The organism is Xenorhabdus khoisanae (assembly GCF_001037465.1).
Taxonomy (GTDB): Bacteria; Pseudomonadota; Gammaproteobacteria; order Enterobacterales; family Enterobacteriaceae; genus Xenorhabdus; species Xenorhabdus khoisanae.
This window is the reverse complement of the sequence record NZ_LFCV01000034.1, coordinates 1-23,263: the sequence shown is the minus strand read 5'-3', so window position 1 is coordinate 23,263 and position 23,263 is coordinate 1. Positions and strand designations below refer to the sequence as shown.

The window sequence follows — 23,263 nt, the reverse complement described above, 5'->3', positions numbered from 1 at the left end:
CGAGTTTCCTTTTAATGCTTCGGGTAGCTTCCCAAAGCCTGAACACTTTCAACCAAATCAGAAAGTTGTGCCACAACGCGGTCACCCACATCGGCATTATCACCACCCAGTGCTTTATTTCGCATAAAATCGCGTTTGATTTGCTGCCAGCGTTGCGCTTCTTCCTGTGTCATTGTGCCGCGAATTTCTGCCAGTTTGAGCAGGTTCTCTTCGGCGCCACTTGTCAGCAATTGGGCTTCACCTAAATAGTGATCATGAATAATGCGCCGTATCTCTTCGTCATTCATGACAGCAGAAACTTTTTCGCTGAGTTTGTTCATGTTGCGGTAACTGCCCTGCAACTTGAACGGTGGTTCTGTCCGGTATTTGTCGGATTGCGCAGCACTGGCAATGTATTGCTGATTCACTTTAAATACGATTTCCCGCATCATCAGCAGGCGTTCAAGGATCGCGACAATTTCAGTGATTTCCGCTTCACTGTAGGGATAGCTCAGGCCATTGCTGGAGAACGGTTTGCCCATCGCTTTATCGATAAACAGATACAAATCGTTCATATCACGTAATGCCAGCGGTGCCAGAACCGGATTCGATGTCAGGCTGTTTTCGATATAACTCAGCGTAAATGCCTCTTCCATACCACCCAACACTTCACCAAGGTTGTAGATATCAGCACGGTTTGCCAGCATATCCGGGATTTTGAACAATTCGCCAGATTCGGTATAAGGGTTACCAGACATAACAACGCAGAATTTTTTCCCTCGCATATCGTAGGTCTTAGTCTGGTTTTTCCAGACCCCTTCAATACGTCGTGTACCGTCACACAGGGAAATAAATTTCTGTAAGAATTCAGGGTTGGTATGCTGGATATCATCGATATACAGCATCACGTTATTGCCCATTTCCAGCGCCAGATTCAGTTTTTCCAGTTCCTGACGGGCGGTGGCGTTTGGCGCCTGATCCGGATCGAGCGACAAAACATCATGCCCTAACGCAGGCGCGTTGATTTTCATGAAGATCAAACCAAGGCGATTGGCGATATATTCCATCAACGTTGTTTTGCCGTAGCCGGGCGGGGAGATCATTAATAACATCCCCATAAGATCCGTTCGCTTACCTTCCCCGATCGCCCCGATCTGTTTGGCAAGGTTATCGCCAATCAGTGGCAGATACACATCGTTGATCAGTTTATTACGTACAAATGAGCTGAGCGGGCGGGCCTTGAATTCATGGAGTCGCAGATTTTTTCTCTGTTGGTTTAATACACCTTGACGCAATTCCTGATAATGATGATAGGCCGGAATAAATACTTTGCGCTGTTTGCGCATCCGGCAGAAATAGTCATCAAGGCTGAGAGTCAGAGCTTGGTTAACGATGGAAGAGTGTTCACCAATCAAGCCGGTAACAGTAAAGTGCAGATCTACTTCACTGAAACGGGCATTCAGCGTTTTTTCTAATAAAACCAACGCCACGGCTTCTGAAATATATCCTTTCAGAGAGGAAAATTCTGGCAGGGAACAGAGACCATTCAGCCAATTTTCCACCAGCATCCAGCGTTGAGTAAAACGTTGACCGAGATTCTGTTGGGAGTGGCTGAAATCCCCCCACATATGGGCTTTTTCCAGTTCAGATTGCAGTCCTTCCAATAATGTACGGGCATATTTGCTGAAACTGAATTCCACGTTTGTCCGGCTCAGTGCCAGGCCCAGGTATTCCGCTGCTTGTGTTTGTTGGTAAGGTTCACACTTAATTGGATGGCGTTCAAGGAACAGGCTAATCTCTGCTTCGATTTCCGCCTGAAGATCCAGTAAGCCAGCATCATTACGGAAAAGCTGATAAATATTGGTACAGGTACGGGCACGTTCAGGCCACAATGCAGGCTGTTCTTCGTGTTGAACTTGTTCCCAAAAAAGCACGGCAATCCCTCTGGCATGAGGGTTGAACCGTAAAAGATCGGCACTTTCCCCAACCGGAATTAATTTACGCAGGATTTCCACTGCGTCATGGTCATGGATACCTTTTTCATAGCCTTCTTTATAGCGGGGTGCAGCGAATTCACGAACGGTTTTTTCCAGAATATCTGGCTTGCTTAACAGGGATTTCAAGCCATCCAGTGTCAGGTCATCATGTTCTTTACTCGCTGCATAAATCAGTGAATAAGCAAGGTACTCAGCGCGATAAACCTGAGGGGATTCTGATTCGAGAGTAATCGACCAATAAGGTTTCAGGGATTCAAGTTCCGGGCTATCAATGGGTTCCTGATAATCTGTGCCTGTCAGGTGCAGATAGAGATGATCGCCCCGTGGCAGGATGGTGAGATCCAGCTCTTGGGTATTCACGCTGAAACGGTGGCGTGGACCAAGTTTGATAACGTTTCCGCCATCTTCATAGATTTCAGTCTTATCCCGCAGGCTGCGGATCGCCTGATCTCGCGCAGCTTTGAATTTGGCATCGATATCGTCTGCTTTTACGCTGTCTTTCAGTTCACGCAAACGTTCAATAATTTCGCGGGTTTTCAGCGATAGGGTATCGGAAGCAAAGAAGGCATTCAGTTCATCAAGGGCCGAAAATTTTGCTGTCCGGCGACTAACGCTATCCAGCAGACGTTCTGCCGCAACCTGCAAGTTCCGGGTCTTACGCTGACGTTCATCCAGCAATGACTGCTTGTGGGTTTCAAAGGTTTCCAGCAACTCTTCACGTTTATCCAGAATGTCATTCAGGAACTCATCGTGATCACTGAATTGGGTTTCCAGCTCTTCCAGTTGTACCAATAGGCGGGAAAGCTGTTCGTCACAGCGTTCTGGATCGGTAGAAAGTGTCAGGGCATTAGTAATCCCCTGACTGAATAATTTAAATTGTGCACCAAACTGCGCGACGGACTCAACCGCGCCCTGTTCTTTACGCCGTTGTTGCAGTCTGGCACGAGCCTGATTCAGCAGGGCATAAATTTCGGAAATCGACTCAATAATATGGGTCTGTTGGGTTGTGTCCTCGAATTTCAACGAAGCCATCAGGTTTGACAACATATCCAGATCGGTGGACATTTTCTCCATGCCCGCCAGTGGCTCGTTAAGCTGGGCGCGATTGGCAGCGGCCTGAACCTGTTTTTCCAGTTCTTGCAATTGCAGAGTAAATGGCTGTAGTGCTTTCTCGCTGGCAAGAAATTCGGCAGTCGCCAGTGAAATACGCTGTTGGTTATCAGCCAGTTGCGCTTCCATTTCATCAAGGCGGGACAGATCGATATAACGATGGTCGCGCAGTGTGATCAAGTGACCACGCTGGATGCTCAAACTGTTTAAGGCTTCAATAAATTGCTGAGTTTCAGTCCAGCTTTCAGGCAGCATCGCTGTCAGTAACGCTTTCTGATGTGATGTCGCCTCATTCATGGCCCGAATGGACTGGCGACGGATACTTTCTACTTTTTCGTATTCATCCAGTACCTTCTCACCGGTATTGGCAATCTCTTTCAGTAACCCGGAGATATGCAGGCTTTGTTCGTCATTTAGCCAATAATAGATATCTACCAAACGGCGGGCATCCTGGCAGAGTTTTTCGTAGAGCAGGGAGGAAATTTGCTGTTGTTCAATTTCCTTAGCAATATGGTAAAGATCGGAAATACCGCGCACCAGTTCAGCATTACCGATGCGGCCTAAAAAGCTGTTTCTCGCAGGTTGGCGAGCAGCGTATTCGTCAGAATAGAACGGAGTTTGCCAGATTTGCATCGGATGGATGCGGGTTGGTTCCTCTGATTGCCCTTCAAACAGCACCATCTGACCATCTTCCAGCATGGCATAGCCGTGACCAAATAGTGGGTTTTGGAGTTTGCGTTCGATTAAGTTGTAATTGAACAGAGCCAAACGGCCTAAATTAGGTTCATAGAAGATATACATGACATCTTCGCCATTTGGGGATCGGCGGACACGACGAAAACGCATGCCATCCATCGGCTGATCGAAAGTTTTGTATTCCCCGCTTTGCAGATAATAGCCGCCGGGGAAAATAATACCGTGATCTTCAGGTAACTGAATACAGGCCAGACCGATGGCATCAATGCGCTGCACACTTTGGGTCAGCGTGTTATAGACCAGATAACGCCAGGATTCTTCACGGTAGGGCAGGATTTTCAACAGGATCAGGCTGCCTGTCTGGGCGTATTCAATCTGGGCATCATCCAGTGATTGGGTTTTATCCAGCACCGCTTCCCGGTAGATCCCCAATCCATCTTCGGTGTTGTTTTCACATTTAATGGTCAGATCGCCGCCAATGGTTTCCACAAACACGGTATCCAGAATGTTCATATGTGGATAGCGGCCATTTACGGTGTTTTCGCGCGTGGTTTTCTGCCATTCAAAATCATAGGCAGGAGGCAAAGCGATATCACGTTCACCACGGTTATCAATGTAGGTTATTTCTGTTTTGTCGCTGGAGATTGCCCAGCGAAACACGCGAATGTCGGTAATTCGTTCACCAATCTGAAAGCTGGCGAGCAATTTGCCATCACGCTCAACCAGTTCCAATAGCTGGGTGTTTTTGTAGTAAGTGTAAAGCTCGTTGAAATCCTGTACAAAGCTGGTGATGTTGAGAAACGTGCCTGTCAGCGCGACGGATTCCACATCATATTCGTCATTTTCTTTCTTGAGCCTGTACAGGGAAAAAACATCTTCAACCCGCGTCTCTTTTTTTAAGCCGAGGAATACGTTGTAGCCAAACAATAACCAATTGCCGACACGGACAATATCACGGGCAACGCAGTTGTTTTCTGTACGGATGCGGATACGCCCGATAATATCAGTCTGGTTTTTGCCAAACTCTTTCAGACGTCGGCTGTTCAACAGGCTAGCTTTTTCATGTAGCTGCTGGCCTTGTTCAGACAGACGACTGCGTAAGATATCGTAGGCTCCGCCTTCCGCGACAGCATTATCCAGTAATTCCTGTTCACGATTATTCAATTGGCTATCTGACATGGCGTATCACGTTTCCTTCAATATGGTTCAGTATGGTGCGTAGTACAGGGAAAATGGAGTGCAGGGAAAATCCGTCACAGGCAACCGTGACGGATAAGTGTTGCTTTTTACTCTTCGGTACTTTCTTTGTTATGGCGTTTTTTATTTGCACCAAACATGTTGACCAAAGACTGCACTTCTGGGTTTTGCAGGAGTGAATCGAGGTTTAGCTTTTGTTCTCCCACTTCTTTTTCGCTGATTTCTTTTTCACCTTTTCCAGCCAGTAACTTCTGCACGGCTTCTTTGACCAGAGGGCTTTTGTCTACCACGCCATTAATGGCTTTACCCACACTGAGCGCTTTGGAGAAGGTATTAAAGAAACTGCCGTCACCACCGACGATATCAATGTTGGTTTTGCTGAGCGCCGCTGCCAACACTTCCGCTTGCTCTTTGGCAATCTCTTTGTTGGCTGCAATGGAGGCTATCGCTTGTTCGAAGTTCTTCTCAAGCTGCATACGGAACTCTTCGTGATCGCGAGCTGTATCGTTGAGATTACCCATCGCCGTGAATTTGTCGGTCAGGCCGTCCGCTTCTGCTTTCAGACGCTGACGGATAACTTCTGCTTGTGCAGAACCCAATTGGCCTTCACCGCGAGCCTGTGCCACCAGTTTTTCTTCCAGCACTTTGGCATCCGCCAAACCCAGTTTTTCTTTAGCATTGGCTTGTTGTTCATCACCACGCGCCTGTGCTGTCAATTTCTCTTCCAGAACTTTCGCTTCGGCAAGGCCTTGTTTCTCGGCTGCGCTGGCCTGGGCTTCCAGAACACGTGCTTCTGCCAGACCTTTTTCCTGCGTACCACGGGCTTCTGCCAGCAATTTTTCTGCAATCACATTCGCCTGTACCAGACCTTCTTTCTCTTCGGCTTCGGCTTTGGCTTGGCGAATTCGTGCTTCGGCCAGACCTAATGCGGCTTCTTCGGCTTCAATACCTTCGGCCATACGTTTTTTCGCTTCTGACTGCTTGGCGGTAGCTTCCAGCTCTGCTTGTGCCATCGTACTGATTTCCAATGCTTTATACTTGGCACTGTTCTCATCCGCTTCGGCTTGTTTCACCTGACGAACCAGCTCTTGTTCCGCTTTGGCCTGGGCTTGAATAATGGTGACCTGCTTCTGGCGGTCGGCTTCAGAAACCATGCGGACTTCTTTGATGCGTTCTTCTTCCTGCGCCACGGTTTTCTCTACGGCAACACGTTCACGAATCACGTTAGAGATGTTTTTGCGCTCTTCTTCCAGTGCTTTTTCTTTATCAATGCGCTGGAGTTCGACTTCGCGTTCACGGGAAACAATTTCCAATTCTTGTGCACGAATGACTTTTTCCATCTCAATGGCGACGGCACGGGAGCGATTTTGTTGTGCCACTTCGACTTCACGCAGACGGTTTTCTTCGCGGATTTCAATTTCTTGTTGGGTCTGAATACGAGCCTGCTCTGCTTTCAAGCGCTCTTCTTCCTGTACACGCAAAGTTTCAGCAGATTCACGGGCGCGGATACTTTCGATTTCACGCTTCTGACGGGCTTCTGCATCCGCTTGCTGGCGCTCCAGTGCCAGGCTGGCTTCACGGGTTTCTACATTTTTCTTTTGGATAGCCAGTTCTTGATCGCGTTCTTTCTGGTTGGTTTCAATATTGTGGATGGCGGTGATTTCAGTAATTTTACGAATGCCTTCCGCATCGAAAATATTGTTCGGGTCCAGAGAGTTTTTCGGCGTTTGTTCCAGATAGTCGATGGCGACGTCTTCCAGCGCATAGCCGTTCAGATCTTTACCAATGACATCAACAATGCGATCGCGGAAGTTTTGGCGATCTTCGAACAATTTTGACAGTTCGAATTGTTTACCCACGGTTTTCAGTGCTTCTGAAAATTTGGCGCTGAACAGGGTATTGACGGCGTTATGGTCAGAAGCGCGCTCTACGCCAATGGATTTCGCCACTTTCAGTACATCTTCGGTGGTTTCATTAACACGCAGGTAGAATGCAACGGTAATGTCAGCACGCAGGTTATCTTTACAGATCAGGCCATCTTTACCACGGCGATCGACTTCCAGAGTCAGCAAAGAAATGCGCATGAACTCCTTTTTGTAAATAATCGGATAAACCAGCGCACCGGTAAAATGCACTTTTGGCTGGGAGGACATATCGTTGACGATCAGCGCGGTTCCTTGCGGGACTTTGATGTAAAACGCTTTGAAAAGCCCAAAGAAACCCAGAATGACGACAATTATCGTCGCAACGATGATCAAGAAAGGCATGAAATCTGCCATGGCAATATCTGACATGTATTTCTCCATTTTATTTTGGGGCTAGTAAGTCGTTACAACTTAAATTCATCTTCACTCACCACGGTGTAACTGTGGGTTGCAGCGTCATAACTGATCAATACGACACGATCTCCACGAGTAATACCGTCACTTTCTGGTGCTCGTACTTGTAAGATTAAACTGGCTCCGTGATTATCCATCAGGGCTTCACCACGCTGTTCAGTCACAATGGGGGAACGGACTTCGGCGACTTTGCCAATCAGATTGTCAACACTGTTGGAACGATTGAGTCTGGACAATTTCGGTTGTAATGGGCGCAAGAGCATTGCCGTCAATAACAGGGCAATGAAACTCACGATAAAGAAAGTGGCGGTTCCAAGTAAATAACGGAGCACATCAGTTTCAATGAAACGGAGCATTAAGTGCATGCTGAAATAGCTGAGTGGCCAGCCAATCAGAGTAATGAGCGTAATAATAACGGTGACAGGAATTCCAGTGAGGCCGAGTTTTGTTAACCAGCCAGCCAGTGAGGAAGCATCTAAGCTATCTACATCCACACTCAGGAAATCAATATCAAGCAAACCAAAAGCAGCACATATCCAATAAAACAAAACAATGAATAATAGCCCACTGAAAATAACAACGGGAAAAGCCAAGCAGTTTTGTAAAAAAAGCGCCATCAGAATGCTGTCTCAAGGTGATAATGATTATTAAGCAATGCTTAATTAAATCAGTTTTCAGAATAAGTTAATAGCGGAAAAAAGGTCTTTTTTGAATCGTATCGCAATAATTGGATTACTCTGATTACCTGATATTTATCATGGGAATTTGGCGATAAGCATGCCTGTTTTATGGATTTACGGCGAAATGAAATGATGAATATCAAAATGACCAACAAATATAAATTAATTTTCTCATTAAGTGAAAATTAATAGTGAAAAAATCTAAGAGCCTCAATATGAATAAGAAATAGTGACAAACTAAATTATTAGCCTGTATTTGCTTTTTTCATTTTAGTTCTATTCGGTGAATAGCAGCAAAAGAGAGTTGTCAGCAACAAGAAATCGGATTATCGTAATGTTATATTATAACGATATGCGGGTTTTATGAGATCAGATATTCACCTACGTTATCGAATTGTCGCAAACAGTAAGTACGACGAGTTTCCAGAAAAGATTTGGTCGCTTTTTTAAGGCTGTTCAGGGTAAGAAAAGAAAGTTGATCCAAAGCCTACAGTTTTGCTGTAGGTTTCTTTGATTCTTTATTTCCATCCATTTGATATTCTGATCATTAAATCAGAATCCAATCCTTAATGTAGTCAATTTATTTGCTTGTTTTTCTGCGATATTTCGTTCTAACTAATAAGTGGTAATTAATTGCATGAATAATCCACCAGGTTGCTATCGTATTCATACTGATCAGTATGGGAATGGTAAAGACAAGAGTGGCATATAAGGAATGGTTATCATGAGGAATATTAAAGTCTTTCGTGGTTTTTATACATTCGAAGATACTTATCGTGGTCATCTCCGTTTATCAGTTTGTTCTCATGGTGAATATGATGAAAATTATTTCATGGGATATTTAACCGTTCTGAGTGAAAATCTGACTGTAGAAAACATGACACCTAATGAACTATATGATCAATTAGTTAATAATGGAGGAATAATATTAGACAGATTTAGGTATATTCATCTGGTGGTATGTAATTCCGCAACTTGCGAGAAGGATAGAGATTCTCCTTACAGCTTTGAGGAATCTTTTGCTTCTGAGTTTTCTAAATTGTGTTCAAACAGTATTGTGATTGGTTATGTTGGGGCGGTTAAGGTACGTCATAATTATTTTAATCCACAAACCCTGAGTTACGAGCATGATAAAGATATTCAACGTAATGAAGAAGTATTCAGAATAGGTCATATTTGTCAGCTTCATTTTTCAGAGCTTTCTCTGAACCAAAATGCCAGAGCTGCCTTTAGGGCAGAAAAAGAAGCTTATTCAAGGACAATGACTGTCGATCCTATTACACCAAAACCTTTTTTGAAACCTAAAGAGCCAGGCAAACCGATAAGTAATCGTAGTTCCAGTCGTATGGAAAGGCACACTTCTGTATGGTTTAAAAATGGCAAACGCATCCATGCAGAAATGTTGGTGTTATAGTGCATAAATATGCTTGCACCTTTCGTTATATTTTGTCAGTTTTAATGATGTCAGTTGTGTCTGACGAACATCTTTCAAGACAGGGTAAACATGATGAAGAGTGTAGGTTTTATCGGCTGGCGCGGTATGGTCGGCTCAGTATTAATGCAGAGAATGATGGAAGAGCGGGATTTTGACGAAATCGATCCGGTTTTTTTTACCACTTCCCAACATGGGCTGGCTGCACCGGAATTTGCGGGTAAATCAGGCGTCTTACAGGATGCTTTTAATATCGAGGCACTGAGTGCGCTGGATATCATCATTAGTTGTCAGGGCGGGGATTATACCAATGAAATTTATCCCAAACTGAGAGCGACCGGCTGGCAGGGATATTGGATTGATGCTGCTTCCGCACTGCGCATGAATGACGATGCAGTCATTATTCTCGATCCTGTTAACCATCAACATATTCAGAACAGCCTGAATGAAGGTATTAAAACGTTTGTTGGTGGTAACTGTACTGTCAGCCTGATGTTGATGTCATTGGGTGGCCTGTTTGCCAATGATTTGATTGAGTGGGCATCGGTATCAAGCTATCAGGCAGCTTCTGGCGGTGGGGCTCGCCATATGCGTGAACTGCTGGTACAAATGGGAATGCTGCATAATCAGGTTGCAGATGAATTACAGAATCCTGCCTCCGCAATTTTGGATATTGAAAAACGTGTAACGGATTTTACCCGCAGTGGTGCATTGCCGACTGACCAATTTGGCGTTCCTTTGGCGGGGAGTCTGATTCCCTGGATTGATAAGCAACTGGAAAATGGGCAGAGTCGTGAAGAGTGGAAAGGCCAGACGGAAACCAACAAGATTTTAAATACGGGCAGTCATGTGATTCCGATTGATGGTTTGTGTGTTCGTATTGGCGCATTGCGCTGTCATAGTCAGGCATTTACCCTGAAATTGAAAAAAGATATTCCGATTCATGAAATTGAAACGTTGCTGGCTTCTCATAATGACTGGGTTCGGGTGATCCCGAATGATCGTGAACTGACAATGCGTGAATTAACGCCGGCAGCGGTAACCGGTACGTTGAATACGCCGGTGGGACGCCTGCGTAAGTTGAATATGGGGCCGGAATATCTGTCTGCATTTACCGTCGGTGATCAGTTGCTGTGGGGAGCGGCAGAGCCTTTGCGCCGTATGCTGCGTATTTTGTTGTAGAAAAGGGTTAAATTTTTTTATTGAAGTTTCTGTTTATTGTATTCGTTAGAACCATACCGCCAATCCAATAAAAAGATTGGCGGTATTTATTATTTTTACCTGAATTTTTTTGTATTGAATATTCAGGGGAACCTTTTAAAGTGGTATTCTTCATTTATTGGAGATAAAAACCAAAAATTGCTTTTTTCTGGATCTAACGTCATATAATCGCCATTGTTAATGAATCCCATTTTATGATAAACGTCATATAGATCATCGGTTGCTGTTATCAATTTTAATTTTCCTTTAAAACCCATTTTGCATGATTGATTGACTGCTTTTTCCATCAAGAAATAGGAACATTTTTCTACTCCAGGATGAGTGACAATGTAGGATATTTCAAGACCATTTGGTTCACATTTCAGCTTCATCACTCCGAAAGGTATTGTCTGGATATCACAAGAAAAATAAATATATTTTTCAGGGTTTCTTTCTTGTTTATTGAATTCTTTTTTCATTAAACGTAGTATATGTGCAGTTACACAACATCTCAGATTCCACCTGTCTGTTTCTGTCTTTACTTCTTTACTCTCTATATTACGCCATAATCTTGAGGGTTTTTCGATATGGTCAAGCCAGCCGTCTTCGTAGATTGAATAGTAAAGTTGTTTGACTATGTTTTGGGCTTCTTGCGGATTGACTTTTCTTAATCTGGGATTGGCAATTGTATATATAAGTGGTTGATTTTGAATGTTAATAAATATTCTAGATAGATTATCTGGTAGTGAGGCGGATAAATTTTTTGAACGAGTCAAAGAGTTTGACTGCATTTTTTCAATATCTTTATTAAAAGAATAAGTTTTTTTAAACATAATAAAGACCTCTTAATATGGCTTTTCAGTAAGTTCCTTTGAACCTATACCCCCCATGGCTAAGAAAAAGACCATGTATTGGTATAAGGTTTGTTTTTGTTAAATTCTCATCCTTTGCAAATTCACTGATAATATATCATAGCAATAAAATTACTGTTGTAATAGTTAAATATTATTTAATTGATGACATGAAAATGTTCTATGTTTGATTTTTTATAGTGAGTGATTTTTATTATTTATTTTAATTACCTCTGACTTAATTTGTTTTTGTTTTATCTTTACGGTTGGATTAAATTTTTATTGTTGTTTTGTATAAATAAGGTTTTTGCTGATTTTAATCTCTTAATACGAGGTTTTTTATGAAACTGAATAAAAAAAATTATCTTTTTCTGATGCCTTTTTTGTTAGGGGTGAGTCATTTTAGTGTGGCGGATAAAGCGATTGAAAATTTAATCACAAAGAATGGTTTAAAAGATACGAAAGTGATGTCGTTGTATAAAAATGGAACATTGGTTGTTGAGGCCAACACGCCGAATAAAGTGACTTTAATCAATAAAAAAGCAGCCAAAGCCAATAAAGAGGCAAAGGACGCAATGTATTGGTATCGGGGAATGGGATCAAATGAATATAAGGTATTTGATGCCAATAAATACCGGAAGCTTCCTTGTGTTACAGAGGAAAACGCATTTTGTGGTATTGCGCCTCGTTTTGATTATTCAAAAGGTTATTTGACTAATAAAAATCCAGGTGTTGTCATTGAGTTCAGTACCATAGAACCTAAATGGTTATATCATGATTTCACTAAGTTACATAAATGCCAGCCTAAAGCCGAGGGTGGTGGAACGTATGGTTTAGGCCCTATAGGGACATTTGCAAGTTGTGATGACGCTTATAAACAAAAAGGGATGGGTAAAGTCTTTAACAAGTGGCTGGAAAAACCTGAAAAGATTGATGTGATTATTTCATATGTGTTATTGGCTAAATAAAAAAACTCATGTCAGCAAATGATATGAGTTTTTTATCCCAGATAACCTTCGTTATCTGGGATATGAGATTTAAGCAGTAATATTAGATATCAATATTCGCCGCTTTCAGCGCATTCTCTTCAATAAATGCACGGCGAGGCTCAACGGCATCACCCATCAGGGTCGTGAACAGTTGATCAGTCGCAATGGCATCTTTTACCGTAACACGCATCATGCGGCGTGTTTCAGGATTCATCGTGGTTTCCCACAACTGATCCGGGTTCATTTCTCCCAGACCTTTATAACGTTGGATGGAAAGACCACGACGTGATTCTTTGGTCAGCCATTCCAGAGCCTGTTCAAAGCTGTTGATTGCCTGACGACGTTCACCACGTTCAATATATGCGTCTTCTTCAATCAGGTTTCCGATCAATTCGCCCAGTTTGGTGATGCGGCGGTATTCGCCACCGTGGATAAAATCGAAATCCAGATTGTAGTTGGTATCAACGCCATGTGTACGAATGGTCAAAACTGGCTCGAAAACCTGGCGTTCACGGTTTTCATGAATGTGATAGCTGTATGTGCTGCCATGCTGCTCTGTGTCATTCAGGCGAATCGTCAGCGCACTGACCCACTCTTCCACTTTTGTCTGAGCGTTCAGTGTATCTTCGGTCAGTTTTGGATGGTAAACCAGGTTGTTCAGTAGTGCCAGCGGATACAGGCGTTCCATGCGACGGATGATTTTCTGGGTGGCGTTAAATTCAGTCACCAGATTTTCCAGTGCTTCACCTTTCAGTCCCGGCGCATGTGGGTTGGTATACAGCGCGGCACCATCCAATGCGATGGACATCTGGTACTCTTCCATTGCATCGTCATCTTTGATGTATTGCTCTTGTTTGCCTTTCTTCACTTTATACAGCGGTGGCTGGGCGATATAGACATAGCCACGCTCGATGATTTCCGGCATCTGACGATAAAAGAATGTCAGCAACAGGGTACGGATGTGAGAACCATCAACGTCGGCGTCGGTCATGATGATAATGCTGTGATAACGCAGTTTATCCGGGTTGTATTCGTCACGCCCAATACCACAGCCCAGTGCGGTGATCAGGGTTGCCACTTCCTGTGAAGAGAGCATTTTGTCAAAACGCGCTTTCTCAACGTTCAGGATCTTGCCTTTCAGTGGCAGGATAGCCTGATTTTTACGGTTACGGCCTTGTTTTGCAGAACCGCCCGCAGAATCACCCTCCACCAGATAGAGTTCTGACAGAGCAGGATCGCGCTCCTGACAATCCGCCAGTTTGCCCGGCAATCCGGCCAGATCCAGCGCACCTTTACGGCGGGTCATCTCACGCGCTTTACGTGCTGCTTCACGGGCACGTGCCGCATCAATGATTTTACCGACAACCGTTTTGGCATCGTTCGGGTTTTCCAGCAGATATTCTACCAGCTTCTCATTCATCAGGGTTTCGACGGCGGTCTTCACTTCGGAAGAAACCAGTTTGTCTTTGGTCTGGGAAGAGAATTTAGGATCAGGCACTTTAACGGAAATCACCGCAATCAAGCCTTCACGAGCATCATCACCGGTAGCGCTGACTTTGGATTTTTTGTTGTAGCCCTCTTTATCCATATAGCTATTGAGGGTACGGGTCATCGCGGTACGGAAACCAACCAAGTGGGCTCCCCCATCGCGCTGAGGAATGTTATTGGTGAAGCAGTAAATGTTTTCCTGAAAACCATCATTCCATTGCATGGAAATTTCAACGCCAATCCCGTCTTTTTCCGTAGAAAAATAGAAAACATTGGGGTGAATTGGGTTTTTATTGCGGCTCAGGAACTCAACAAACGCCTTAATCCCACCGTCATAATGAAAGAGATCTTCTGCATTTGTGCGCTTGTCGACTAAACGAATGGAAACACCGGAGTTCAGGAATGATAATTCACGCAGACGTTTTGCCAGAATATCGTATTCGAATTCAGTGTTAACCTTGAACGTCTCCATGCTTGGCCAGAAACGGACAGTGGTTCCCGTTTGCTCGGTATCACCGACAACTCTCAACGGTGCCTGTGGAACACCCATACGATAGGTCTGTTCATGGACTTTTCCGTCACGACGGATAGTCAGTTCCAGTTTTTCTGATAAGGCGTTAACAACAGAAACCCCTACGCCATGCAGACCGCCGGAAACCTTATAGGAGTTGTCATCGAATTTACCCCCCGCATGCAGCACGGTCATGATGACTTCTGCTGCTGAAACACCTTCTTCTTCGTGTATGCCGGTAGGAATACCGCGGCCATCGTCCTGTACAGAAACAGAGTTATCTGCATGGATGGTGACAACTATCTTGTCACAATGACCTGCGAGGGCTTCGTCGATAGCGTTGTCAACAACCTCGAAGACCATGTGGTGCAGGCCAGTACCATCATCGGTATCACCGATATACATGCCTGGACGTTTACGGACGGCATCCAGCCCTTTTAATACCTTGATACTTGAGGAGTCATATGTATTCGACATCAACGTTTCTCGCTCATCTTAATCCTGTGGTTGAACCTCTATTTTGCCATGTTCTACGCGAAACATCCTGCTATTTACATCAATCATGTCTGTAACTTGCCCGGTTGTGATTGCGCTGACAAACACCTGGGCTTGCGTAGATTTCAGACGCTCGGCTAATAGCTGACGACGGCCGGCATCCAGTTCTGAGGCAAAATCATCAAGCAGATACAGGCATTTTTGCCCGCTCTGTCGGGTGAAATATTCACCCTGTGCTAACCTCAACGCACACATCAGTAACTTCAACTGACCACGGGAAAGCATATCTTCTACCGGTGTGCCGTCCGCCCTGATCCGCAGATCAGCTTTATGGGGGCCGGAAGCGGTGTAGGTTAGCGATTTGTCGCGCTCAAACTGCCGCGCGAGGAGTTCTGCATATTCACTCTCTTTGTCCCAGCCTTGTTGGAAGCTGATACTGAGGGTGAATTCAGGTAAAAATTGTTGGCAGGTTTTTTCGATATCCTCCGAAATTCCTGCAATGTATTCAGCTCGCCAGTGACTTATTTCTGTCGCCAGCGGAGCGAGTTCACGATCCCAATGTTGGATCTGGTTATAGCGGGTGACTTGTCGCAATGCCGCATTCCGCTGTTTGAGCAGCCTTTTCAGGTTGACCCAGGCAGTGAAAAAGCGTGGCTCATTGTGAAAGCAGCCCCAGTCAATAAAAGCCCGACGATATTTCGGGCCGCCATTTAGTAAGGTGAAACCTTCTGGTGTGATAAGCTGCATGGGTAATATTTTCGCCAATTCGGCGATTTTATGCCCGTCACTACCATCGATGCGGACTTTGCTGTCGCCTTGGCGGTTTTTGCTCAGTCCGACCGATAAGGAACGTTCATGGGGTTGCTGATCAAGCCGCCCATGAAGAATAAATTCCTCGCAATCATGGCGGATCACCCTTCCGGCCTGAATGCTGCGAAAGGCACGACCATGTCCCAATGTATAAATGGCTTCCAGTATACTTGTTTTGCCACTACCGTTTGGCCCAACCAGAAAATTAAAACCGGTCGCCAACGGTAAGTCAGCATTCGCGATATTACGAAAATCGCGGATCAGCAAACGCGAGAGAATCATAAGTATGAATTAATACTGTTACAGGTGCATTCTTTACAGGCGCATCGGCATCACGACATAAGTCGCGGCCTGACTGGCTGAGTTCTCAATTTTCACGCTGGATGTGGCATCCGTCAGCAGGAGGCTCACCTGCTCGCATTTCAATGCGTTCAGAACATCCAGTACGTAGCTGACATTGAAGCCAATTTCCATTTCTGTACCTCGATAGCTGACGTCAACGATCTCTTCTGCTTCTTCCTGTTCAGGGTTATTGGCTGTAATTCTGAGTTGGTTTTCGCTTAAGTAAATGCGGACGCCACGGAATTTTTCGTTGGATAAAATCGCTGCCCGTGAAAATGCTTGTTTAAGCATGTCGCAATTGGCTTCCAGTGTTTTATCTGGATTCTTTGGCAGTACGCGGCGGTAGTCAGGAAAACGGCCATCAACCAATTTGGAAGTGAAGATAAAATCACCAACATGGGCACGGATGTTATTGCTGCCAATCTGCAATTGCAGTGGATTATCACCGCCATCCAGCAGACGCATCAATTCAATGACACCCTTACGAGGTACTATGACGGAATGGGACGGCAAATTTTGCCCGATATTCATGGAACAGACCGCCAGACGATGGCCATCTGTTGCAACGGTACGCAGCTCTTCCCCTTCGGTTTCAAACAGCATGCCGTTCAAGTAATAGCGGACATCCTGATGCGCCATGGAAAATTGAGTGGATTCAATCAGACGTTTCAGTGTGGCCTGTGGCAGAGAAAATTCGACTTCGCTCTGCCAGTCATCAAGATTGGGAAAATCTGAAGCGGGCAGGGTAGAAAGTGAAAAGCGGCTACGCCCGGAACGGACGAGAATGCGATCGCCATCCAATTCTACGCTGATCTCTGCACCATCAGGCAACCCGCGCCAGATATCAAAGAATTTACGCGCAGGGACGGTCGTTGCTCCCTGCTCATGAGGCTGGGTAAGCGTTACCCGTGCCTTCATTTCCATTTCTAAATCGGTGCCTGTCAGCAGCAGAGAGCCTTCAGTGACCTGCAATAATAAGTTGCCTAAAATGGGCAGGGTAGGGCGACCGCCCAAGGGGCTGCTAACCTGCTGCAAGGGTTTGAGTAATTGCTCACGTTCAATGATGAATTTCATAGCGCTATGAAGATAATGTTCTGATTAAGTTAGAAAAATCTTCTTTGATGTCATGACTCTCTTCACGCAGTTGCTCGATCTTACGACAAGCGTGAAGTACGGTTGTATGGTCACGTCCACCAAAGGCATCCCCGATTTCAGGCAAGCTGTGATTTGTCAGCTCTTTTGCCAGCGCCATTGCCATCTGTCTCGGACGGGCAACAGAGCGTGAACGGCGCTTGGAAAGCAGGTCAGCAACCTTGATTTTGTAATATTCAGCTACGGTTTTCTGAATATTATCAATGGTTACCAGCTTTTCCTGTAGAGCCAATAAGTCACGTAATGCTTCTCGTACAAAATCAATGGTAATTGCACGGCCGGTAAAATTGGCATTGGCGATGACTCGATTCAAAGCGCCTTCAAGTTCACGAACATTGGATCGCAGGCGTTTGGCAATGAAAAAAGCTACTTCCCCCGGCAACTGGATTTGATTCTCGTCAGCTTTCTTCATCAGAATAGCGACGCGAGTTTCCAGCTCCGGTGGTTCTATGGCAACGGTCAATCCCCAACCAAAGCGGGATTTTAACCGATCTTCGACGCCGTTGATCTCTTTCGGATAGCGATCTGATGTCAGAATAATCTGTTGATTACCTTCCAACAGGGCATTGAACGTGTGAAAGAATTCTTCTTGGGATCGCTCTTTATTTGCAAAAAACTGAATATCATCGATCAGCAGGGCATCCACTGAGCGATAATAACGTTTAAACTCTTCTATCGCATTGTTTTGCAATGCTTTTACCATGTCCTGAACAAAACGTTCAGAGTGCATGTATACCACTTTTGCATTGGCTTTGCGCGCCATGATGCTATTGCCGACAGCATGCAGAAGGTGGGTTTTACCCAAGCCTGTACCGCCATAGAGGAACAAAGGATTGTATGCGCCTCCCGGATTATCAGCAACTTGTCTGGCAGCCGCTCTGGCGAGCTGGTTAGATTTACCTTCAACAAAGTTATCAAATGTGTGTTTAGGATTGACATTGGAACGATAGGATAACTCTGGCTGGGCTTTTGCAGTGTCCCAGCTTGGACGTACAGATATACTGGACGGCGCAGCAGTTACCGGCATATCGGCAATGATTTTCTGAGATGCAGACTGGTTAGGTGAAACAGGCTTATTTCCTACTTCAAAACGCAGCAACGGTACTTCAGGACCACAGAAATCATTTAATAACACATTGATATTATTGATATATTTCTCTCTCACCCAATCCAGCACAAAACGGTTGGGGGCGTAGAGAGCCAAAGTGTTATCACTCAGTTCTGCCTGAAGGGGTCGTATCCACATACTGAATTCTGTGGCAGGTAACTCATCCTGCAATCGGGCAAGACATTGCTGCCAAAGCGAAAGTGACACGGCGAACTCCCCTAAAACGAGACCAATAAAAGAAACCGGAATAATAGATACGTTATACTGGACACAAGGCATTACTCCTCAATGCTGAGGAAGATAGCATGTACCTTGTGGCGATTTTTAATATCATCGCTCCCCAACGATCCGCATAATATTAGAGAGGTTGGGATCGTGGCCGACGATCATAACGCAAAAGACGACATAGATCCTCATTCTTTTACACAGCTTTGACGCTTTTTATCCACAGGGTGATCACCACGCTTTGGTACTTGCTGAATATAAAGGCCCGTAAGAGATACTGTAGTGTAATCATGGCATATAGCAAACTTCGTTTATCTATCGTTTAAAATTTGATGCGAAAACAACATGATGATCACTAATTCAATCGCAACGATCTGTGTATGATCCTTGCGCTTTATTACACAGTCCGTATAATCTTGCACCCTGCGTGTTATACCAACGATTTTTTTCCGGCCATGTCTGGTGAGGATTTGGGGTAAGCACTTCGGGTAGCAAAAAGTCTGGTCATGTTTGATGAATGTCTGATTGAAGTAAAAATCTGACAGGAAAACGACCAGGCTCGCGTCATCTTGGATTGACTAAGGGTAGTACATTTTATTACAATCCTGCCTCTTTCTATATATTGATGTTGCGATTGAGGCATCGGTGTCTACTCATTCTCACTGGTCGCCAACGCATTTGCTGAATCAGTAACAAATTTTAAGCTAGGTAGAAATCGCTATGAAACGCACTTTTCAACCGTCCGTACTGAAGCGTAACCGTACTCACGGCTTCCGCTCTCGTATGGCCACTAAAAATGGTCGTCAGGTTCTGGCTCGCCGTCGTGCGAAAGGCCGTGCTCGTCTGACCGTTTCTAAGTAATAAAGCTTACCATACCAAGTGGTTAAGTTCGCTTTTCCGAGGGAGTTACGTTTGTTAACTCCCGAGCATTTCACTTATGTTTTCCAGCAGCCACAACGGGCAAGCTCCGCAGAGATAACTATCCTTGGACGCCTGAATGAGCTGGGGCATCCCCGCATCGGTCTGACCATCGCCAAAAAAAATGTAAAACGCGCCCATGAGCGTAATCGTATTAAGCGATTGGCTCGTGAAAGTTTTCGTTTAAACCAGCATAAATTGCCTTCAATGGATTTTGTGATTTTGGTGAGGAAAGGGGTCGCTGAGCTTGATAACCGTGAGCTAACGGAGGCTTTGGGCAAATTATGGCGTCGTCACTGTCGCTTGGCTCGCGCCTCCTGATTGCTTTAATCAGGGGGTACCAGTTAGTGATCAGTCCGCTACTGGGGCCTCGTTGTCGTTTCAACCCTACCTGTTCTCATTATGGCATAGAGGCATTGCGTAGGTTTGGAATGATAAAAGGCAGTTGGTTAACAGTGAAACGCATATTAAAATGCCACCCTTTACACAAAGGTGGTGATGATCCTGTCCCACCTAAAAACAACGATAACAGAGAACATTAACGATGGATTCGCAACGCAATCTTCTTCTCATCGCTTTGCTGTTTGTTTCGTTTCTGGTCTGGCAAGCGTGGGAGAATGATAAGAACCCACAACCAACGGCCCAGATCACTCAGCAAACAAATACGCTGAGTAGCGAAGCAAGCAGTGGGCAAGGTGAACTGATCACCGTGAAAACGGATGTGCTTTCATTGCACATTAATACCCGTGGCGGTGATATCGAGGAGGCTGATTTGCTGGCCTATCCTGATACCCTCGGTTCCCCAAAATCGTTCAAACTGCTGGAAACAACTCCTGAGTTCACTTATCAGGCTCAAAGTGGGTTAACTGGTCTTAATGGCCCGGATAATCAGGCAGAACGTCCACTTTATCACACCACTCAGAATAGCTTCGTTTTGGCTGATGGTCAGGATGAATTGCGTATTCCGATGACTTACACTGCGCCGGATGGCGTTGTTTATGTCAAAACTTTCATTTTAAAACGCGGTAATTACGCAGTTTCGGTTGATTACAACATCAATAACGTTACTGATAAACCGCTGCAAATGGCGTTCTTTGGTCAGTTGAAACAGAGCGTTGATTTGCCAAAACACCGTGATACCGGCAGCAGCAACTTTGCCCTGCATACTTATCGTGGTGCTGCGTATTCTTCTGATGAAGCCAAATACGAAAAGTACAAATTCGATGAGATTGAAAGCAATGCGCTTGCTGTAACCACAAAAGGTGGTTGGGTCGCGATGCTCCAGCAATATTTTGCGACTGCCTGGGTTCCGGGTGAAGGCAAAACCAGCAATTTCTACACCATTGACCTGAAAAACCAGAAAATGGCGATCATCGGGTACAAGGGTGAAAACGTCAATATTGCGGCAAACAGCCAGCAGAATATCTCTTCTACCCTGTGGGTTGGTCCTGAAATTCAGGACAAAATGGCAGAGGTTGCGCCACATCTGGATTTGACCGTAGATTACGGTTGGTTGTGGTTTATTTCCCAGCCGCTGTTCAAGTTACTGAAATTCCTGCATGAATATATCGGTAACTGGGGCTTCTCCATCATTGCGATTACCTTTATCGTGCGCGGTATCATGTACCCGCTGACCAAGGCGCAATACACCTCAATGGCGAAAATGCGCCTGTTACAGCCGAAAATTACGGCAATGCGTGAGCGTTTCGGTGATGACCGTCAGCGCATGAGCCAGGAAATGATGGCGCTGTACAAAACAGAGAAAGTGAACCCGTTGGGTGGCTGTTTGCCTCTGGTAATTCAGATGCCAATCTTCCTTGCGCTGTACTACATGTTGATGGGGTCTGTTGAGCTGCGCCATGCGCCATTCATTGGCTGGATTAAGGACTTGTCTGCACAAGACCCTTACTACATCCTGCCATTGCTGATGGGTGTGACCATGTTTGTTATCCAGAAACTGTCGCCAACGACTGTGACAGATCCGATGCAGCAGAAGATCATGACTTACATGCCGGTTATGTTCACCGTCTTCTTCCTGTGGTTCCCATCTGGTCTGGTGCTGTACTACATCGTCAGTAACCTGGTGACTATCATCCAGCAGCAGGTTATTTTCCGCAGTCTGGAAAAGCGCGGTTTACATACCCGCGAAAAGAAAGTAGACCTGAATAAAAAATAGGCCTTTCAGAAAAACCAGTCTGTTAAAAAACCAGTCTGTTAAAAAATAAGTAGAAGGCGGTCATTGGCCGCCTTTATTATTTCCGTTCCTAATCCTGGCTCAAAAGAGAGAATTTCATGAATACCACTGACACGATAGTCGCTCAGGCCACTCCTCCGGGACGAGGCGGTGTAGGCATCCTGCGTATTTCTGGCCGCAAGGCGGCGGAAGTCGCTCAAGTGGTATTGGGGAAACTCCCAAAACCTCGTTATGCTGATTACCTGCCCTTCCGTGATGCAGATGATTCTGTACTTGATCAAGGCATTGCCCTTTACTTCCCCGGCCCGAACTCTTTTACGGGGGAAGACGTGCTGGAGCTTCAGGGGCATGGCGGGCCAGTTATTCTTGATTTGCTGTTAAAGCGTATTTTGACAATTTCGGGTGTGCGCATTGCCAATCCGGGTGAGTTTTCTGAACGCGCTTTCCTGAATGACAAACTCGACCTGGCACAGGCAGAGGCGATTGCGGATCTGATTGACGCCAGTTCTGAACAGGCAGCTCGTTCTGCGATGAATTCCCTGCAAGGAACGTTTTCCAACCAAGTTCATCAAATGGTGGAAGCGCTGACTAACTTGCGAATTTACGTTGAGGCGGCGATTGATTTTCCTGATGAAGAAATTGATTTTCTTTCTGATGGCAAGATAGAGGCCAAGTTGGATGAAGTGATCGCTGAACTGGAGAACGTTAGTTCACAGGCGCGTCAGGGTAGCTTGCTGCGTGAAGGCATGAAAGTCGTGATTGCAGGTCGCCCGAATGCGGGTAAATCCAGCCTGCTCAATGCACTGGCAGGCCGTGAAGCGGCGATTGTGACTGATATTGCGGGTACAACGCGTGATGTTTTGCGTGAACATATTCATATTGATGGCATGCCGCTGCATGTGATTGATACGGCCGGATTGCGCGAAGCGAGTGATGAAGTGGAACGCATTGGTATTGAGCGCGCCTGGCAGGAAATCGAACAGGCGGATCGGGTACTGTTTATGGTAGACAGTACGACAACGGATGCCATTGAACCTGTACAAATTTGGCCTGAATTTATGACCAGACTACCCGCATCCCTGCCAGTGACTGTTATTCGTAATAAGACGGATATGACGGGAGAAGCAACGAGCGTATCAGAAGTCAGTGGCTACTCATTAATTCGTCTTTCTGCCCGTGACGGAGAAGGTGTTGATTTACTGCGCGATCATTTGAAAGAAGCGATGGGTTTTAACAGCAATACTGAGGGTGGTTTCCTTGCCCGTCGTCGCCACTTGCAGGCATTGAATACCGCAGCAGAACATTTGCAGGAAGGCCATCAACAGTTGGTTTTCGCCCGCTCAGGAGAATTGCTGGCAGAAGAATTGCGTTTAGCACAGCAAGCATTGAGCGAAATCACCGGTGAGTTTACTTCTGATGATTTGTTAGGGCGGATTTTTTCCAGTTTTTGTATTGGGAAGTGATATTGCAAGAAAGCCCGCTAATAGCCTGTCTCTTCTACACAAATCCCTCGATTTAATCGAGGGATTTTTTTGAACCTTTTTCTACCT

The 23,263-nt window shown here is 45.3% G+C and carries 16 protein-coding genes; 8 read left to right on the top strand and 8 right to left on the bottom strand.

What is annotated here, in order from left to right; all coding sequences use genetic code 11:
• Positions 1–11 precede the first annotated feature (11 nt).
• From AB204_RS06420 to AB204_RS06410, 3 genes are all read right to left on the bottom strand, one after another.
• Positions 12–4,961 (bottom strand): DNA repair ATPase, encoded by a 4,950-nt coding sequence (locus AB204_RS06420; protein WP_047962553.1) that lies wholly within the window; start codon positions 4,959–4,961, stop codon positions 12–14.
• A 107-nt stretch (positions 4,962–5,068) separates the two neighbouring features.
• Positions 5,069–7,273 (bottom strand): flotillin family protein, encoded by a 2,205-nt coding sequence (locus tag AB204_RS06415; RefSeq protein WP_235428039.1) that lies wholly within the window; start codon positions 7,271–7,273, stop codon positions 5,069–5,071.
• Positions 7,274–7,308: 35 nt separating this feature from the next.
• A complete protein-coding gene (locus tag AB204_RS06410) occupies positions 7,309–7,935 on the bottom strand; it encodes an NfeD family protein (RefSeq protein ID WP_047962552.1) in 627 nt (208 codons plus the stop codon).
• A 787-nt stretch (positions 7,936–8,722) separates the two neighbouring features.
• Between AB204_RS06410 and AB204_RS06405 the strand changes: the two genes are divergently transcribed.
• Both AB204_RS06405 and asd read left to right on the top strand, forming a co-directional pair.
• Positions 8,723–9,412: a hypothetical protein gene (locus AB204_RS06405; RefSeq protein ID WP_047962551.1), complete on the top strand. Its 690-nt coding sequence runs from the start codon at positions 8,723–8,725 to the stop codon at positions 9,410–9,412.
• Positions 9,413–9,505: 93 nt separating this feature from the next.
• On the top strand, positions 9,506–10,612 hold the full coding sequence (gene asd, locus AB204_RS06400) for an aspartate-semialdehyde dehydrogenase (protein ID WP_047962550.1): 1,107 nt from the start codon (positions 9,506–9,508) through the stop codon (positions 10,610–10,612).
• A 122-nt stretch (positions 10,613–10,734) separates the two neighbouring features.
• Here asd and AB204_RS06395 read toward each other — a convergent pair whose 3' ends face one another.
• Complete coding sequence (locus tag AB204_RS06395; RefSeq protein ID WP_047962549.1) at positions 10,735–11,463, bottom strand: hypothetical protein; 729 nt, start codon at positions 11,461–11,463, stop codon at positions 10,735–10,737.
• Between the two features lie 359 nt (positions 11,464–11,822).
• Between AB204_RS06395 and AB204_RS06390 the strand changes: the two genes are divergently transcribed.
• On the top strand, positions 11,823–12,449 hold the full coding sequence (locus tag AB204_RS06390; protein WP_047962548.1) for a hypothetical protein: 627 nt from the start codon (positions 11,823–11,825) through the stop codon (positions 12,447–12,449).
• An 82-nt stretch (positions 12,450–12,531) separates the two neighbouring features.
• Here the strand turns inward: AB204_RS06390 and gyrB are convergent, their stop codons facing one another.
• The 4 genes from gyrB to dnaA are packed head-to-tail and all read right to left on the bottom strand — an operon-like array spanning position 12,532 to position 18,583.
• Positions 12,532–14,946: a DNA topoisomerase (ATP-hydrolyzing) subunit B gene (gene gyrB / locus AB204_RS06385; protein WP_047962547.1), complete on the bottom strand. Its 2,415-nt coding sequence runs from the start codon at positions 14,944–14,946 to the stop codon at positions 12,532–12,534.
• Between the two features lie 18 nt (positions 14,947–14,964).
• Positions 14,965–16,056: a DNA replication/repair protein RecF gene (recF, locus tag AB204_RS06380; protein WP_047962546.1), complete on the bottom strand. Its 1,092-nt coding sequence runs from the start codon at positions 16,054–16,056 to the stop codon at positions 14,965–14,967.
• Positions 16,057–16,089: 33 nt separating this feature from the next.
• A complete protein-coding gene (gene dnaN, locus AB204_RS06375) occupies positions 16,090–17,190 on the bottom strand; it encodes a DNA polymerase III subunit beta (RefSeq protein ID WP_047962545.1) in 1,101 nt (366 codons plus the stop codon).
• Between the two features lie 4 nt (positions 17,191–17,194).
• Complete coding sequence (dnaA, locus tag AB204_RS06370) at positions 17,195–18,583, bottom strand: chromosomal replication initiator protein DnaA (protein WP_047962573.1); 1,389 nt, start codon at positions 18,581–18,583, stop codon at positions 17,195–17,197.
• 738 nt (positions 18,584–19,321) lie between these two features.
• Between dnaA and rpmH the strand changes: the two genes are divergently transcribed.
• The 5 genes from rpmH to mnmE all read left to right on the top strand — a co-directional run bounded on the left by rpmH (position 19,322) and on the right by mnmE (position 23,176).
• Entirely contained in the window at positions 19,322–19,462 is a 141-nt protein-coding gene (gene rpmH / locus AB204_RS06365) for a 50S ribosomal protein L34 (RefSeq protein WP_015836465.1), read from the top strand.
• An 18-nt stretch (positions 19,463–19,480) separates the two neighbouring features.
• Complete coding sequence (gene rnpA, locus AB204_RS06360; RefSeq protein WP_047962544.1) at positions 19,481–19,840, top strand: ribonuclease P protein component; 360 nt, start codon at positions 19,481–19,483, stop codon at positions 19,838–19,840.
• Positions 19,804–20,061, top strand: coding sequence for a membrane protein insertion efficiency factor YidD (gene yidD, locus AB204_RS21245; RefSeq protein ID WP_072061399.1), 258 nt, complete (start codon positions 19,804–19,806; stop codon positions 20,059–20,061). The genes rnpA and yidD overlap by 37 nt, the downstream gene beginning before the upstream one ends.
• Before the next feature lie 2 nt (positions 20,062–20,063).
• Positions 20,064–21,695, top strand: coding sequence for a membrane protein insertase YidC (gene yidC / locus AB204_RS06355; RefSeq protein WP_047962543.1), 1,632 nt, complete (start codon positions 20,064–20,066; stop codon positions 21,693–21,695).
• Positions 21,696–21,811: 116 nt separating this feature from the next.
• The gene (gene mnmE, locus AB204_RS06350; protein ID WP_047962542.1) at positions 21,812–23,176 is read left to right on the top strand and encodes a tRNA uridine-5-carboxymethylaminomethyl(34) synthesis GTPase MnmE; all 1,365 of its coding nucleotides are present in this window, start codon (positions 21,812–21,814) and stop codon (positions 23,174–23,176) included.
• Positions 23,177–23,263: the final 87 nt, after the last annotated feature.